The organism is Paraconexibacter algicola, assembly GCF_003044185.1.
GTDB lineage: Bacteria > Actinomycetota > Thermoleophilia > Solirubrobacterales > Solirubrobacteraceae > Paraconexibacter > Paraconexibacter algicola.
In genome coordinates, this window is the sequence record NZ_PYYB01000001.1 from 1258332 (window position 1) to 1274013 (window position 15682).

Annotated in this window: 17 protein-coding genes; 11 read left to right on the forward strand and 6 right to left on the reverse strand. The window is 74.0% G+C overall.

What is annotated here, in order from left to right; genetic code table 11:
* Window positions 1–10: 10 nt before the first annotated feature.
* Entirely contained in the window at window positions 11–409 is a 399-nt protein-coding gene (locus C7Y72_RS06030) for a response regulator (RefSeq protein WP_107567678.1), read from the reverse strand.
* Window positions 406–1563: a sensor histidine kinase gene (locus C7Y72_RS06035; RefSeq protein ID WP_107567680.1), complete on the reverse strand. Its 1158-nt coding sequence runs from the start codon at window positions 1561–1563 to the stop codon at window positions 406–408. The genes C7Y72_RS06030 and C7Y72_RS06035 overlap by 4 nt, the downstream gene beginning before the upstream one ends.
* 150 nt (window positions 1564–1713) lie before the next feature.
* Here C7Y72_RS06035 and C7Y72_RS06040 point away from each other — a divergent pair, with 150 nt between their 5' ends.
* Window positions 1714–2193 (forward strand): bifunctional nuclease family protein, encoded by a 480-nt coding sequence (locus C7Y72_RS06040; RefSeq protein WP_107567683.1) that lies wholly within the window; start codon window positions 1714–1716, stop codon window positions 2191–2193.
* Between the two features lie 28 nt (window positions 2194–2221).
* Here C7Y72_RS06040 and C7Y72_RS06045 read toward each other — a convergent pair whose 3' ends face one another.
* Both C7Y72_RS06045 and C7Y72_RS06050 read right to left on the reverse strand, forming a co-directional pair.
* A complete protein-coding gene (locus C7Y72_RS06045) occupies window positions 2222–3163 on the reverse strand; it encodes a D-alanine--D-alanine ligase family protein (protein WP_158276677.1) in 942 nt (313 codons plus the stop codon).
* Between the two features lie 5 nt (window positions 3164–3168).
* Entirely contained in the window at window positions 3169–4572 is a 1404-nt protein-coding gene (locus tag C7Y72_RS06050) for an aminotransferase-like domain-containing protein (protein ID WP_107567688.1), read from the reverse strand.
* 79 nt (window positions 4573–4651) lie between these two features.
* On the opposite strand from C7Y72_RS06050, the gene C7Y72_RS06055 reads away from it, so the two are divergent.
* The 5 genes from C7Y72_RS06055 to C7Y72_RS23120 are packed head-to-tail and all read left to right on the forward strand — an operon-like array spanning window position 4652 to window position 10299.
* Entirely contained in the window at window positions 4652–5233 is a 582-nt protein-coding gene (locus C7Y72_RS06055) for a DUF4126 family protein (protein ID WP_158276678.1), read from the forward strand.
* Window positions 5230–6747 carry an alkaline phosphatase family protein gene (locus C7Y72_RS06060; RefSeq protein ID WP_107567692.1) on the forward strand — a complete coding sequence of 506 codons (1518 nt, stop codon included), beginning with the start codon at window positions 5230–5232 and terminating at the stop codon, window positions 6745–6747. The genes C7Y72_RS06055 and C7Y72_RS06060 overlap by 4 nt, the downstream gene beginning before the upstream one ends.
* 44 nt (window positions 6748–6791) lie before the next feature.
* Window positions 6792–7259, forward strand: coding sequence for a GtrA family protein (locus tag C7Y72_RS06065; protein WP_107567694.1), 468 nt, complete (start codon window positions 6792–6794; stop codon window positions 7257–7259).
* Window positions 7256–9076, forward strand: a complete 1821-nt coding sequence (locus C7Y72_RS23115) for a glycosyltransferase 87 family protein (protein WP_158276679.1) — start codon at window positions 7256–7258, stop codon at window positions 9074–9076. The genes C7Y72_RS06065 and C7Y72_RS23115 overlap by 4 nt, the downstream gene beginning before the upstream one ends.
* A complete protein-coding gene (locus C7Y72_RS23120) occupies window positions 9073–10299 on the forward strand; it encodes a glycosyltransferase 87 family protein (RefSeq protein ID WP_158276680.1) in 1227 nt (408 codons plus the stop codon). The genes C7Y72_RS23115 and C7Y72_RS23120 overlap by 4 nt, the downstream gene beginning before the upstream one ends.
* On the opposite strand, the gene C7Y72_RS06075 is transcribed toward C7Y72_RS23120, so the two are convergent.
* Complete coding sequence (locus C7Y72_RS06075) at window positions 10208–11008, reverse strand: TIGR00282 family metallophosphoesterase (protein WP_233243731.1); 801 nt, start codon at window positions 11006–11008, stop codon at window positions 10208–10210. The genes C7Y72_RS23120 and C7Y72_RS06075 overlap by 92 nt on opposite strands.
* A gap of 16 nt (window positions 11009–11024) precedes the next feature.
* Here C7Y72_RS06075 and C7Y72_RS06080 point away from each other — a divergent pair, with 16 nt between their 5' ends.
* Genes C7Y72_RS06080 through C7Y72_RS06100 form a run of 5 tightly spaced genes read left to right on the forward strand, consistent with a single transcriptional unit; the run spans window position 11025 to window position 15143 of the window.
* Entirely contained in the window at window positions 11025–11753 is a 729-nt protein-coding gene (locus tag C7Y72_RS06080) for an ABC transporter ATP-binding protein (RefSeq protein ID WP_107567698.1), read from the forward strand.
* Window positions 11754–11762: 9 nt separating this feature from the next.
* A complete protein-coding gene (locus C7Y72_RS06085; RefSeq protein WP_107567700.1) occupies window positions 11763–13118 on the forward strand; it encodes an ABC transporter permease in 1356 nt (451 codons plus the stop codon).
* 20 nt (window positions 13119–13138) lie between these two features.
* Entirely contained in the window at window positions 13139–13732 is a 594-nt protein-coding gene (locus C7Y72_RS23125; protein WP_158276681.1) for a GNAT family N-acetyltransferase, read from the forward strand.
* Between the two features lie 32 nt (window positions 13733–13764).
* Window positions 13765–14559, forward strand: coding sequence for an MBL fold metallo-hydrolase (locus C7Y72_RS06095; RefSeq protein WP_107567704.1), 795 nt, complete (start codon window positions 13765–13767; stop codon window positions 14557–14559).
* Window positions 14556–15143 (forward strand): TetR/AcrR family transcriptional regulator, encoded by a 588-nt coding sequence (locus C7Y72_RS06100; RefSeq protein WP_158276682.1) that lies wholly within the window; start codon window positions 14556–14558, stop codon window positions 15141–15143. Before C7Y72_RS06095 ends, C7Y72_RS06100 begins: the two co-directional genes overlap by 4 nt.
* Here C7Y72_RS06100 and C7Y72_RS06105 read toward each other — a convergent pair.
* On the reverse strand, window positions 15140–15640 hold the full coding sequence (locus C7Y72_RS06105; RefSeq protein WP_107567709.1) for a DUF2231 domain-containing protein: 501 nt from the start codon (window positions 15638–15640) through the stop codon (window positions 15140–15142). The two genes, C7Y72_RS06100 and C7Y72_RS06105, sit on opposite strands and share 4 nt — an antisense overlap.
* Window positions 15641–15682: the final 42 nt, after the last annotated feature.

Genomic DNA, 15682 nt, shown 5'->3' on the forward strand with positions numbered 1-15682 from the left:
GGCCGGGAGCCTACGCCCCGCGCGCGGCGGCCCGATCGGCGACCGCGCCCCGGAGCGCGGCGCGGACCGTCTCCATGTCCGCGCCCTTCTCGACGTAGCGGTCGGCGCCGACCTCGCGGGTCAGGCCCTCCATCCGGTCCGCCGAGAAGCCGCTGAACACGACGATCACCATCGCGGGGGCGGCGGCGCGCAGCAGCGGGATCGCCTGCAGCCCGTCGATGCCGGGCATCGACAGGTCCAGCAGGATCCCGTCGGGCTGCTCGCGCCCGACGAGCTCGACGCACGCCTGGGCCTCCCCGGCCTCCCCGACGACGGTCATGTCCCCGTCCTCCTCGACGCCGAAGCGCATCAGCGTGCGCAGTTCGGGCACGTCGTCGCAGAGCACGATCCGCAGCGGTCCCGCGGTCATGTCGGGGTCTCCGTGTGGTCGGGGAGCGTGAAGCGGAAGTCCGAGCCGCCGTCGGGGGCGTGCAGGACCCGGATGACGCCGCCGTGTGCCTCGACGGCGCGCTTGCACAGCGCCAGGCCGATGCCGCTACCCGCCCGGTCGCGCCCGGCGCCGCGGCCGCGCCCGAACATCGCGAAGATCCGCCGGGCGGCCTCGTCGTCGACGCCGATGCCGTTGTCGACCACGGAGATCTCCCAGGCGTCGTCGAGTCGCCGGGCGCCGACGCGCACGTGCGGGGTCCGGTCCTCGCGCCGGAACTTCACCGCGTTGGCGAGCAGGTTCTGGAGCACCTGGCGCAGCAGCGACGCGTCCCCATGGACGACCGGCAGCTCCCCGAGCTCGACGTGGGCCCCCGCGGCCTCGACGCTCGCGGCGATCCGGGCGAGCGCCTCCCCGGCCACCTCGGCGAGGTCGACCTCCGCCGCCCCGGCGGTCCCCGCGCCCGCGCGCGCGTACCGCAGCAGGTCGTCGATCAGGGTCTGCATCCGGCCGACCGCGCCGACCGCGTTGTCGATGAACTCGACCGACGTGTCGTCGAGCTGCCCGGCGGTGCGCCGCCGCAGCAGGCCGAGGTACCCGTCGACGATCCGCAGCGGCTCGTGCAGGTCGTGCGACGCGACGGACGCGAACTGCTGGAGCTCCGCGTTGGAGCGCTCGAGCTCGCGCAGGGCCGCCTGCAGCTCGCTCGCGGCGGCGTGCCGGGCGCTGACGTCGCGCATGATCGCGGCGTGGAAGCGTCGGCCGTCGTGCACGTCGCTGGCCAGCGTCAGCTCGACGGGGAACTCGCTGCCGTCACGGCGCAGGCCGATCACCTCGACCGGGCCCCGACCGACGACGCGTCGCTCGCCCCCGTCCGCAACCCGTCGCAGACCGGCATGGTGCGCGTCGCGCAGCCGCTCGGGGACGATCGTCGTGACGGGTCGGCCGACGGCCTCGTCGGCCCGCCAGCCGAAGATCTGCTCGGCCGCGCCGGTCCACATCGTGATCGTTCCGGTCTCGTCGGCGATGACGATCGCGTCGCCGACGGCGCGGACCATCGTGAGCAGGAGCGTCTGCGGCTCGACCGGCAGGACGGTCGGGGCGGCGGGTGACGGATCCGGTTCGGGACGACGCATGGCGAAGGGGTTCCCGTGGTCGTGATGATGCCGATGGTCCCCGCGCGAGGCTAGCAGGGAGCCGGCGCGCCCGGCCAGGGGTCTGGACACAGGTCGGGCCTATACTCCAGGGCACCTTCCGGACCCCCGAGGAGTCTGTCTGTGCAGGAAATGGTCATCTACGGCGTGAGCTTCGACATGGTCGGCAAGCAGCCGATCGTGCTGCTCAAGACCGTCGACAGCAACAAGTTCCTGCCGATCTGGATCGGGCACCCCGAGGCCGCCGCGATCCTCATGAAGCTGCAGGGCGCGACGACGCCGCGGCCGATGACGCACGACCTGCTCGTGGACATGCTCGGCGAGCTCGAGGTCAAGTGCGCCAAGGTCCAGGTGACCGAACTGCGCGACAACACGTTCTTCGCGTCGATCACGCTCTCGGCCGGTGGTCGCGAGGTCGAGATCGACTCGCGCCCCAGCGACGCGCTCGCGCTCGCGGTGCGCTCCGGTGCGCCCATCTTCGCCGCGGACGAGGTCATCGCCGAGTCGGCGATCGAGTTCGAGCACGAGGTCGAGGACACCGAGGAGGTCGTCGACCGGTTCAAGGACTTCCTGGACCAGGTCAGCCCCGAGGACTTCCTCGGCGGCGAGTAGGTCGTCGCAGGCGCCCGCCCCGGGCGCCTCAGTCGAGCGCGAGGCCGACGATCCGGCCGATCAGCTCGTCGAAGCCGATGCCGGCCGCCTCGGCGGCGAGCGGCATCAGCGACGTCTCGGTCAGCCCGGGGACCGCGTTGGCCTCGAGCACGGTCAGCTCGCCGGTCGCGTCGTCGCGCATGAGGTCGACGCGCGAGAAGCCCTGGCAGCCGAGCAGGCGGTGGACCGCCAGCGCGAGCTCCTGGGCCTGCGCCGTGGTCTCCGCGGGCAGGTCGGCGGGGCACACGAACGTCGTGTTGCCGATGTTGTAGCGGGCCTCGAAGTCGTAGGCCCCGGCGTCGGCGGGGATCGCCTGCACGACCGGGAGCGCCTCGTCGCCGAGCACCGACACGGCGAGATCGGTGCCGGTGACGTGCCGCTCGAGCAGGATCTTCGTCGAGTAGGAGAAGCCGGCGACGAGCGCGCCGGGGACGGCGGCCGCGTCGGCCGCGAACTTGATGCCCAGCGCCGAGCCCTGGTCGGCCGGCTTGACGACGAGCGGGAAGCCGAGCCGCTCCTCGATCGCCCCGAGCGCCTCGGCCGCGCCGAGCTCCTTGAACGCGGTCTCGTTGAACGACAGGAAGTCGGGCGTCGGGATCCCGGCGTCGCGCATCGCGTGCTTGGCGAGCACCTTGTCGGTGCAGCGGATGCACGCGCTGACGCCCGAGCCGGTGTACGGGATGCCGAGGACCTCGAGCAGCTCCTGCACGGTGCCGTCCTCGCCGTCGCGGCCGTGCAGCGCGACGAACGCGACGTCCGGATCGGCGGCGCGCAGCCGCGCGACGAGGTCGTGCCCGACGTCGATGCCCACGACCCGGTGGCCGCGGCGCTCCAGTGCGTCCTCGACACGGGCGCCCGAGGTCAGGGAGACGCCGCGCTCCAGCGAGCGGCCGCCCTTGAGCACCGCGACCGACAGCTTCCGCCGGCCCACGCGGCTCAGCTCCGCTCGCCGCGGCGGGCGGCGTCCTCGCCGGAGCGTCGCGGCAGGTGCAGCACGTCGGCCAGCGACGGGTCGGGCGCGGCCGCGGGCGGAGCGGGCCGCGACCGGCGCCCGCCGGTGAGCGTGTCGAGCAGGTGCAGCTGCTCGGCGACGACCTCGCCGATGCGGCGCACGCCCTCCTGCAGGTCGTCCTCGCCGACCCCGGAGAAGTTCAGGCGCATCGACCGCTCGCCGCGCCCGTCGAGGTACGCCGCCCGGCCGGGCACGAACGCGACGTTGCGCGTCAGCGCCTTGGCGAGCAGGTCGGTGGTGTCCAGGCCCTCGGGCAGCGTCGCCCACACGAACAGGCCGCCGGCGGGATGCGTCCACGTCGCGTCCGCCGGGAAGTCGGTGGCCAGCGCGTCCAGCAGCGTGTCGCGGCGGCGCCGATACAGGTCCTTGATCTGCTGGATGTACGCGGGCCAGCGGCCGGTGCGGAAGTAGGTGGAGACGAACAGCTGCGCGAACGTCGTGGAGCACAGGTCGGTGCCCGCCTTCGCGACGTTGAGCTTCTGCAGCACGGGCCGCGGCGCGGCGGCCCAGCCGACCCGGGCACCGGGGGAGAGGATCTTCGAGAACGTGCCGAGGTAGATGACGAACTGCCCGCCGTCCAGCGCGTACAGCGTCGGCAGCGGGTCCCCCTCGTAGCGCAGGACGCCGTAGGGGTTGTCCTCCAGGACGAGCAGCTCGCGCTCCTGCGCGATGTCGACGAGCCGGCGGCGGCGGGCCAGCGACATCGTCGCGCCGCCGGGGTTCTGGAAGTTCGGGATCGTGTAGATGAACTTCGGGCGGCGGCCCTGCTTCTCGAGGGCGTCGAGCGTCTCCTCGAGCAGGTCGATCCGCATGCCGTCGGCGTCGATCTCGATCTGGTGCAGGTCGGCCTGGTAAGCGGCGAAGGTCGGGATCGCGCCCGGGTAGGTCGGCGCCTCGGCGATGACGACGTCGCCCGGATCCACGAGCGTCTTGCAGACGAGGTCGATCACCTGCTGGCCGCCGGTGGTGACGAGCACGTCGCCGGGATCGACCGGGGTGTCCTCGGCGGCCATGACCTCGGCGATCGCCTCGGACAGCTCGGCGATGCCCTCGGTCGGCCCGTACTGCAGCGCCCGCGCGGTGCCCTCCGCGGCGACCATCGACATGATCTGCGCGAAGTCCTCGGCGGGGAAGGTGGAGGTGTCGGCGAGGCCGCCGGCGAGCGAGATGACCTCGGGCCGCTCGGTGATCGCCATCAGGTCCCGCATCGCGGAGGACTTCATCGCCTTGGTGCGCTGGGCGAAGAGGCCCGCGTAGCGCTCCAGATCGCGCGAGGACGAGCCCTGGGGCGGGCGGCCGGATGCGCCGGAGCCGATGCGGTGGGGCATGTCCTTCGGTTCGCCGCGCCCGGGGCGCGGACCTTCTTCCTCTATGGTCATGCGGCCTCCAACGGTAGCGATCCCTCTCATGCGCGCCCTTCTCGACAGCCTCCAGGGCGCCGGCCTCGCCGGTGCCGCCGGACTCCGCCCGTTCCTTCCCGCGCTCGTCGCAGGACTGTGCGCGAGCGCGGATCTCGGCCTCGACTTCGACGACACCGACTTCGCCTTCCTCGAGGCGCCGTGGTTCCTGGCGCTGCTCGCGGTGCTCGCGATCGCGGCGCTCGTCGTGCAGCTCCGCGGGATGGTGCCCGGGGTGCGCGTCCAGTCCGCGCTCAGCGGCGTCGGGGTCGGTCTCGGCGCGCTGCTGTTCGCGGGCTCCCTGGACGACCGCTTCGCGACCTGGTGGCCGGGCATCGTCGGTGGCATCGTCGCCGCGCTGATCGCGGGCGCCGCGGCCCGCGCCCTGCTCGCCCGCACGAGCGCGCGACTGGACGCGCAGACCGCCACGACGCTGCCGCTGTACGCGGAGGGCGCCGCGATCGTCCTGGCGGGCGGGGCGATCCTGCTGCCGCCGCTGGGCCTCGTCGGCGTGCTCGGCCTCGGGTACCTGTACCTGCAGGGCCGCCGCCGCGAGGGCGAGAAGTACGCGGGGCTGCGGATCCTGAAGTGAGCGCGCGCCCGCGCAAGCTCGTCCTCGCGGTCATCGACGGGCTCAAGCCGAGCGCGCTGGAGAAGGCGGTCGCCGACGGCCGCGCCCCGGTGCTTGCGACGCTCATCGACCGCGGCACCTACGTGGACGACTGCTGCGCGGCGTTCCCGAGCGTGACGCCGTGCTGCGCGGCGACGATCGCGACCGGTCGCCGGCAGGACGACCACCGCATCGCCTCGATGAACTGGTACCACCGCGACGAGCGCCGCTACGTCGAGTACGGGTCGAGCTTCGGCGCCGCCCGACGGATCGGCATCGCCAAGCAGCTCGGCGACCTCATCTACCGGATGAACCACGAGCACCTGCCGGCCGACGTGCCGACCGTGTTCGAGCGGCTCGACGACGCGGGCGTGCGCACGGCGGGCACGACCTACCTGTTCTACCGCGGCCGCCACGAGCACCAGCCGTCGAAGGAGTCGCCGATGAGCCGGCTCGCGACGACGGTCATCCGCAAGCCGGTCAAGGGCCCCCGGGAGCTGTTCTACGCCGATTTGTTCGCGAGCCGGGAGACCGGCTGCTGGTCGCGGCTGGGGATGCCCGGGCTGCGCGACCAGCACACCGGCTGCGTCGGGGCGTACCTCGTCGAGCACGACCTCTGCGACTTCCTGCTGTTCTCGCTGCCGGACAACGACACCCACTCCCACGAGCACGGTCCCGACGCGCAGGTCGCGTCGATCGCCGAGGCCGACCGGCAGCTGGAGCGGCTCGTGCACGCGGGAGGCGGGATCGACGCGTTCCTCGCCGAGCACGCGGTGATCGTCGTGGCCGACCACTCGCACGCCCTGGTCGAGAAGCGGATCGACTTCTTCGAGGGCTTCGCCGACTACGCGGTCCTGCCCGCCAACGGGGCGCGGCCCGACCGCGCGGAGATCGCGCTGTGCCCGGCCCAGCGCAGCGCGATGGTCTACGGCCTGGTGCCCGAGGCGCGCGCCACGCTGCTGCCGCGCCTGGTGGCGACCGCGCGGGGGATCGACGGGGTCGACGTCGTCATGTGGCGGGCCTCCGACGGGACCGCCGCGGTGGCGCGCGGCGTCGGCAACGGCGGCCCGGTCCCGGCGGGCGAGCTGCGCTTCGCGCCCGGAGACGGGCCGCGCGACACGCGCGGGGAGTCCTGGATCGTCGAGGGCGACCTCGACGTGCTCGAGCTGCACGTGCAGGACGGGCGGATCGCCTCCGACGCCTACCCGGACGCGCTGGCGCGGATCTGGGCCGCGCTGTCGTGCGCGACCTCCGGCGACCTGCTGCTGTCGGCCGCGGCGGGCCGCGAGTTCCCCGACTGGGGGGACAGCGACCACGTCGACGCCGGCTCGCACGGGTCGCTGCACGCCGACGACTCGCTCGGCGCGCTCATCTACTGCGGCGTCGAGCCGCCACCGGAGCGGGCCGAGGGCCCCGCTGCGGGGTCGCGCTGGTCGGGCTGGTCGATCGCCGACATCACCCCGATGGCGCTGCGCCACTTCGGCGTCGAGCCCTGAGGCGCGGCGGGCGCGCGCCCGCGTGCCGCTACCCTCCAACGCAGATGTCCGCCCCCGGGTCCGAGGTCGCGCACACCGAGCCGGTCCCGCAGCTCCCCAGCGCGGGTCGGCTGCGGGCTGCGGTGCGCCGACCGTCCAACTGGATGGAGCTCGTCCGCTTCGGCGCGGTCGGGGCGAGCGGCTACGTCGTGAACCTCGGGGTCTTCGCGGCCGCCGTGCACGCCGGTGGCATCGACTACCGGATCGCCGCGGTGCTCGCGTTCCTCGTCGCGGTCGCGAACAACTTCTTCTGGAACCGGCACTGGACCTTCGACGCCCGGGACGGCCACGCCGGCTTCCAGGCCGCGCGGTTCTTCGTCGTGAGCGTCGGGGCGTTCCTCGTCAGCCTCGCCGTGCTCGAGCTGATGGTCGTCGTCGCCGATGCGCCCGAGGTGCTCGCCCAGGCGGTCGCGATCGTCGTCGCCACGCCGTTCAACTTCGTCGGCAACAAGCTCTGGAGCTTCCGGCGGTGAGGCGCGCCGCGACCGGTGTCGCGGTGCTCCTCGCGGTCCTGCTCGGGGCGCCCGCCGCGGGCGCGCAGCAGGCCGGCTCGGCCGGCTCGGCCACCACGACGACCGCGACGGTCCCGGCCTCCGGGGCGCCCGCGGTCGCGACGCCGTCGCAGAAGCCGGACGAGCTCGTGCCGCCCGGGGTGCTCGACCGCAAGCCGGCCGGGCACCGGCTCGACGGCTACGGCGCGATCGACCTCGCCAAGGCGGTCCCGAAGGTCCGGGCCGAGCTCCGCGGCAGGCGGGACGCCTACCCGGGCGTGTACCTCAAGGGCCCTACCCGCTGGCAGGTCGGCTACTACCTGCCCTCGCGCGGCGGCGACCCGCCGAAGGAGATCGCGCAGGTGACGATCGACGACCGCTCCGCGCGGGTGGTCGAGGCGTGGACCGGCGACCAGGTGGCCTGGACGATGGCGCGCGGCTACCCGGGCGCGTTCGGCCGCAAGGTCAACTCGCCGTGGGTGTGGATCCCGCTGACCGTCCTGTTCGTCGTGCCGTTCCTGCAGCCGCGCCGGTGGCGGCGGATGGTCCACCTCGACCTGCTCGTGCTCGTCGCGTTCGGCGTGTCGGTCGCGTACTTCAACGACGCGCAGATCGACGTCAGCGTGCCGCTCGTCTACCCGCTGCTCGTCTACCTGCTGCTGCGCATGCTGTGGATCGGGCTGCGGCCCGCGCGCGCCGCCGACCCGCAGGACGCCGACCCCGCGCGCCGGCGAGACGTGCCGCTGCTGGTGCCGGCGACGTCGCTGGCCGTCGCGACGATCTTCCTCGTCGGCTTCCGCATCGGGCTGAACGTCACGTCCTCGAACGTCATCGACGTCGGCTACGCCGGGGTGATCGGGGCGCAGAAGCTCGTCGACGGGGATCCGCTCTACGGCACGTTCCCGAAGGACAACGAGCACGGTGACACCTACGGGCCGGTCGTCTACGCGGCCTACGTGCCGTTCGAGCAGGTGCTGCCGTGGAGCGGCCGCTGGGACGACCTTCCCGCCGCGCACGCGGCGTCGATCGCGTTCGACCTCGCGGCGCTCGTGCTCCTGTTCCTCCTGGGCCGGCGCGTCCGCGGACCGGGCCTGGGGATCGCGCTCGCCTACGGGTGGGCCGCCTACCCGTTCACCCTCTACGCGATGAACTCGGGGTCCAACGACTCGCTCGTCACCGCGCTGCTGCTGGCCGCCCTGCTCGCGGCGGGGCCGGCGCGGCGCGGCGCGGCGGCGGCCCTGGGCGGCCTGTCGAAGTTCGCGACGCTCGCGCTCGTCCCCCTGTTCGCGCTGCACGAGCGGCGCCCGCGGCCGGTCGTGCGATTCGGCCTGGCGTTCGGGGCGTGCGCGCTGCTGGCGATGGCCCCGATCCTGCTCGGCGGGGAGTCGCTGCGCACGATGGTCGACCGCACGCTCGGCTTCCAGGCCGATCGCGAGTCCCCGTTCTCGATCTGGGGGATGTACGAGCTGGGCGGGCTGCAGCGCGCGTGGCAGCTCGTCGCGGTCGGGCTGGCGCTGCTGCTGCCGCTGGTGCGCCGCCGCGGCGACACGGTCGGACTGGCCGCGTGCGCCGCCGCGATCGTGCTCGCGCTGCAGCTGGGGGTGACGCACTGGTTCTACCTCTACCTCGTGTGGGTCGCGCCGCTGGTGCTGCTGGCCGGGCTCGGCCGGGAGCTCGTGCCCGCCGCCGCCCCCGAGCCCGCGACGGCCGCGACGGCCGCCCCGCTGCGCGACGCGGACCCGGGCGCCGTCGACCCGCGCCCCGCCACGGGGGGCGCCCCGTCGGTCGCGCCGGCGTGAGCCACGCCGGCCGGCTGCTGCCGGCGCTCGCGCTGGCGGTGACGTTCGCGCTGGTCACGACCGTCGGGCCGCTGGCGGACGACTCGATCAGCGACCTGTTCGTCTACCGCACCTACGCGGACGCGGTCCTTCACGGGGCGCGCCCGTACGCGGACCTCGGGTTCGAGTACCCGCCCCTGGCGCTCGGGCCGCTCGTCCTGCCCGGGATCGGGGGCGCGTCGGCGGACGCGTTCGCGTGGCGGTTCGGGGCGCTGATGCTGCTCGCGGCGCTCGTCGTGCAGGCGCTCGTCGGCGCGCTCGGTGGTCGCCGGGCCGCGTGGCTGCTCGTCGCCCTGCCGCTGCTCACCGGGGCGCTGCTGCGGACCCGCTTCGACCTCGTGCCGGTGGCGCTGCTGCTCGGCGGGCTCGTGCTCGTCGCCCGCGACCGGCCGACCGCCGGGCTCGCCGTGCTCGGCCTCGGCACGGCGACCAAGCTCTTCCCGGTCGTGGCGGCCGCGCTCGTGCTCGTGCACCTGGACGCCGTCGGCCGTCGCCGCGACGCCGTGCGCGGCGCCGTCGCCTTCGCGCTCGTGCTGGCCGCGGCCTGCCTGCCGTTCGCGGGCCCCGGGTTCCTGGACCAGTTCCGCTTCCACCTCGAGCGGCCGGTGCAGATCGAGTCGACGCCCGCCTCCGTGCTGTGGGCGCTGGGCGACTCCGCGGTGACCGGCGACCCGGTGCGCCCCGACCGGTTCAAGAGCAACGGCCTGGACGGCGGACCGGCCGACCTCGTCGCCGCGCTGTCCGCGATCGCGCTCGCCGCGACGCTGCTGGCGGTGGCGATCCTCACGCACCGGGCGCGCGACCGGCCCGGCACCGTCGACCGCGCCGTGCTCGCGGGGCTGCTGGCCTTCGTCGCGCTCGGCAAGGTCCTCTCCCCGCAGTACCTCGTCTGGCTGCTGCCGCTCGCCGCGCTCGCCTGGACGCGCGGGGACCGCGGCCCGGCCGTGCTCGTGACCCTCGCGGCGGTCGCCACCCTCGCGTACTTCCCCGGCGACTACTTCGCGCTCGTCGACGGGGACGGCGGGACGTTCGCGCTCGTCGCCGCCCGCAACGCGCTGCTGCTCGCCGCGACCGTGCTGGCGGTCCGGGCGCTCAGCCGCCCGGCGGCGGCGTCCACGGCAGCAGCACCTGCTCGATCGCGTCCGCGCGCCGCGGCTGCGACGCCCGCACCACCACCGCGTTGATCCACGGGTCGTCGTCGCTGGTCTCGAACCGCACGCGCATCTGCGACACGAGCGACTCGATCGCCTGCTCCTTCTTCACACCGATGACGCCGCCGCGCGGGCCGGTCATGCCGACGTCGGTGCAGAACGCGGTGCCGCCGGGGAGGACCCGCGCGTCGGCGGTCGGCACGTGCGTGTGCGTCCCGACGACCGCGGTGACGCGCCCGTCCAGGTACCAGCCCATCGCGACCTTCTCGCTCGTCGCCTCGGCGTGGAAGTCGACGAGCACGTGGTCGCACTCCTGCTCCAGGCGGGCGACCTCGGTCTCGGCCTCGCTGAACGCGTGCCGCCCGGTCTGCAGGAACACGTTGCCCTGGAGGTTCAGCACCCCGAGCCGCACGCCGTCGCGCTCGACGACGCAGGACCCCTTGCCGGGCTGGCGCCGCAGGAAGTTCGCGGGGCGGATCACGCGCTCGGCCCGCTCGAGGTAGGGGAAGACCTCGCGGTGGTGGTAGGTGTGGTTGCCGAGCGTGATCACGTCGACGCCGGCCGCGAGCAGCTGGTCGGCGATCTTCGGCGTGATCCCCAGGCCGCCCGCGACGTTCTCCGCGTTGACGACCACGAACGTCGGCGCGTAGCGCTCGCGCAGCGTGGGGAGGAGGCCGAGGAGCGTGCGGCGGCCGAGCGCCCCGACGACGTCCCCGACGAACAGGATCGTGGCGTCGGTCACCCCCGTAGTCTCTCCGATGGTGCCCGCCTCCGCCGCCACCCCCGCCATCGCCGCCGACGGGATCGTCATGACGTACGGGGACCGCGAGGCGGTCCGGGGCGTGTCGTTCGCCGCCGCGCCCGGCGAGGTCGTCGCGATCATCGGGCCCAACGGGGCGGGCAAGACGACGCTGCTGTCGATCGTCGGCGGCCTGCGCGCCCCGACCGCCGGGTCGATCAGCCGCCCGCCCGCCGAGGTCGGCTGGGTGCCCCAGCAGCCCGCCGTGTACCGCAAGCTCTCGGTGCGGGAGAACCTGCGGCTGTTCGCGCGGCTGGAGCGCGTCGGCGATCCCGACGCGGTCGTCGCGCGGATGCTCGAGCAGACCGGTCTGGCCGACCGGGCCGAGGAGGAGCTCGGCCGCCTGAGCGGCGGCAACCAGCAGCGCGTGAACATCGCGATCGGCCTGCTCGCCGACCCGCCCGTGCTGCTGCTGGACGAGCCGTCCTCGTCGCTGGACCCGCGGCAGCGCGAGCGGCTGTGGGAGTTCATCACCGGTCTCGCGCGCGACCCGCAGCACCCGACCGCAGTCGTGTTCTCGACGCACAACGTGCAGGAGGCGGAGCGGTTCGCCGACACGATCCTCGTGCTGGCCGACGGCGAGCTGCTGTTCTCGGGCTCCCCCGGCGCGCTGGTCGAGCAGGTCGGCGGCGGCGAGCGGGACTTCGAGGCGGCCTTCGTGCGGTTCCTGCGCGAGCGGGGGCACTGAGCGACCGTCGTGCGCTGGTTGCTCGTCAAGGACCTGCAGATCCTGCGGCGCTCGCCGCTGCTGGTGGTGCTGCTCGTCGCCTACCCGGTGATCATCAGCGTGCTGATCGGCCTCGCGCTCTCCAAGGGGCCGGACAAGCCGACGATCGCGTTCGTCAACAACGTGCCCGCCGGGGAGTCGCAGTTCTCACTGGGCGGCGAGACGCTGGACGCGGCCAGCTACGCCAACGAGCTCTTCACCTCGGTCGATCCGATCCGGGTGAAGACCCGCGCGGAGGCGGTGAAGATGGTCCGCGACGGCGAGGTGCTCGCTGCGCTGATCGTGCCGCCGGACGCGACCGAGAAGCTCCGCAAGGCGCTGTCGCTGTCGGGCTCCCCGGATCTCCCGACGCTCGAGGTGATCTACAACCAGGAGGACCCGGTCAAGGCCGAGTACGTCGAGTCGACGATCAAGGCCCGGCTCGCGGACGCGAACAAGGCGCTCAGCGACGAGCTGACGAAGATCAGCGGCGGCTACCTCGACATCCTGCTGCGCGGCGGCAGCTTCCGGATCCTCGGCCAGGGCTTCGACGTCCTCGGCCTCCAGCGCACCAAGCAGGTGCTCGAGGGCGTCCGCGCCGGCCTGCCGCGCGACGACCCGGGCCGCCCGGCGCTCGACCAGGTGATCCGCTTCGCCGGCCTGGCGATCGACAACCTCGACTTCTCCGACGAGATCCTCGGCGCGATCGGCGAGCCGATCAAGGTCAAGCAGACCACGCTCGACGGGGCCAGCACGCCCCTGGACCGCTTCGCGATCGCGATCGCGGTGACGATCTCGCTGATGTTCGTGACCGTGCTGCTGGCGAGCGGCATGCTCGCGCTGGAGCGGGAGGAGCACGCCTTCGGCCGGCTCGTCCGCGGCCTGGTGTCGCCGGCGACGCTCGTCGCGGAGAAGGTGGCGCTGAGCGCGCTGTGCTCGGTGGTGGTGACGCTGGTGATGCTCGGCGGCCTGGCCGTCTTCGTGTCGCTGGACCTCGCGCGCGCCTGGCTGTGGCCGACCGCGCTCGTGCTCGGCGGCCTGGCCTTCGGGGCGATGGGCGTCGCGCTCGGGGCGCTGGCGCGCGAGGTCCGGGCCGCGTCGCTGCTGGCCTTCCTGCTGTCGCTGCCGATCGCGTTCCTGGCGCTCGTGCCCAGCGGCGCGGTGAGCGACGGGCTGTTCGACGTCATCCGCGTCGTCAGCGCCCTGTTCCCGTTCAAGCCCGCGCTCGCGGCGGTGGACGGCGCGGTCAACGCCGCCGACGGCCTGGGCGCGGCGCTCGCGCACCTGGCCGCGCTGACGGTCGCCTACGCGGTGATCGCGCGTGTCGCGCTGCGCCGCTTCGCCTGAGGTGGCAGGCTGCCGGTCCCGTGCCGTTCAACCGCCCGATCAGTCCCCGCCTGCGCCTTGACGGCGAGCGCACCGCGATCCGCCCGTTCGCGGCGCGCGACCTCGACGACCTGCTCGCGCTGCGCCAGGCCAACCGCGCGTTCCTGGAGCCGTACGAGTCGACGCGCGACGCGCGCTTCTTCACGGCGGAGGGCCAGTCGCGCGAGCTGCGCCTGGACCGGGAGGCGTGGACGACCGGGCAGGGCTACGGCTTCGCGATCCTCGACACGACCGGTGAGGTCGACCGGCTGATCGGCCGGATCGCGGTGGCGAACGTCGTGCTGGGCTCGTGGCGCAACGCGACGATCGGCTACTGGGTCGACGAGGCCTCGGGCAGCCGCGGTCACGCGACCGAGGCGGTCCAGCTGGCGCTGCGGTTCTGCTTCGAGGAGCTGGGGCTCCACCGCGTCCAGGCGGCGGTGATGCCGCACAACGAGCGGTCGCTGCGGGTGGTCGGCAAGTGCGGCCTGCGGCAGGAGGGCGTCGCGCTCGGCTACCTGGAGATCAACGGGCGCTGGGAGGACCACGTGATCTTCGCGATGACGCTGGAGGAGTGGCGGGCGCGGCAGTCTTGATCCGTGACCATACGGTGCCGTATGGTCACGCCATGACGGCGTCCGAGATCACCCTCACCCACGTCGGCGGCCCGACCCTCCTCATCGAGGTCGGCGGCTGGCGCATCCTCACCGACCCGACGTTCGACCCCTCCGGCGGGCGCTACTTCTTCGGCTGGGGCACCTACTCGCGCAAGCTCGCGGCGCCCGCGGTCGCCGCCGCCGACATCGGGCCGCTCGACGCCGTGCTGGTCAGCCACGACCACCACGAGGACAACCTCGACGGCGAGGGGCGCAAGCTCCTGCCCGGGGCGGGGACCGTCATCACGACCGTCCCCGGGGCGGGGCGGCTCGGCGGCTCGACCGTCGGCCTGGTCCCCTGGCAGACCACGACGCTCGAGGCACCCGGAAAGGTCCCGATCGAGGTCACCGCCACCCCGTGCCGCCACGGACCGCCCGGCAGCAAGCCGATCGTCGGCCACGTCATCGGCTTCGCGCTGCGCTGGGAGGGTCAGGAGCACGGAGTCCTGTGGATCAGCGGCGACACCGTCCTCTACGACGGCGTGCGCGAGGTCCCCTCGCGGCTGGACGTCGGCACCGCGGTCCTGCACCTCGGCGGCGTGACGTTCCCGTGGCTCTCCGGGCCGCTGCGGTACACGATGAACGCAGCCGAGGGCCTCGAGATGACGCGGCTGCTGCGCCCCCGCACGGTCGTCCCGATCCACTACGAGGGCTGGAAGCACTTCCGCCAGGGCCGCCCGGCGATCGAGCGGACGTTCGGCGCGGCGAGCGACGTGCCGGCGCCCACGTGGCTCGCGCACGGGACGCCTGCGACGATCGCCGTGTGAGCGCCCGTCGCCCGAGCAAGGACCCCCAGGACTGGATCGACGCCGCCCTCGCCGCCGTGGAGGAGGGCGGCCTCGCCGCCGTCGCCGTCGAGCCGCTCGCCCGGCGCCTGGGCGTCACCAAGGGCAGCTTCTACCACCACTTCGCCGACCGGCCGGCGCTGCTGCGCGCGATGCTCGCCGCCTGGGAGGACCGCTTCGTCCGCGCCCAGCAGGTCGAGTTCGACGCGATCCCCGATCCGCGCGAGCGGCTGCACCGCCTGCTGCACCTCGCCTACGTCGACCTGCGGCCGACCGTGATCGTGCGGCTGCTCGCGGCGGTCGACGACCCCGACGTCGCGCAGGCGCTCGCCCGCGCGGCCGAGGTCCGGATCGGGATGCTCGAGCGGACCTTCCGCCAGCTCGGCCTGCCGCCGGCGCGCGCCCGTCACCGGGCCGCCGCCACCTACGGCGCCTACCTCGGCCTCGCGCAGCTGCGCACGCAGGTGCCGGATCTCTTCGACTCCCCGCGCGCACTGCGGGCGCACGTCCGCGACCTGGAGGCCGCGCTGCTGCACGACCTCCCGGACCCGGCGGCGGCGCGCTAGTCCCCGTCGCCCTCGCCGCCGACGGGGGCCGGCTGGTCGCCGACCTCCTTCCAGACCGCCTTGGCGCCGGCGTGCCCGGTGCGCACGTCCCAGACGGTGGCGGTCACCGCGCCGAGCAGCACGAGCGCCGCCAGCGGGGTGGCCAGGCGCTGCAGCCAGGCGCGCCCGGCGCCGTAGCGCAGCGCGCCGATCCAGGCGGCGGTCAGCGCCGCGAGCGCGATCGCGATGTTGCGGAGCTGCTCGCCCAGCTCGGTGTGCTCCTCGACCAGGGCGGTCTCGACCACGCGGCGCTCGAGCTTCTCGCCGCTGCCCGCGGCGAGGATGCACAGCCCGGCGAGCACGATCGCGAAGCCGACGAGCGGCAGGCCCCACCGCTCACGCAGTCCGGGCTTCAGGACGAGCAGGACGACGCACAGCAGCAGGACGGGGGTGAAGACGAGCGGCGCGTGCACCAGGAGCGGATGCGCGGGCAGCCCGAAGAGCTTGTCGATCTCCATCGGGCGACCCTAGGGCGGGCCGGGTTAGCGGAGGGCAAAGAT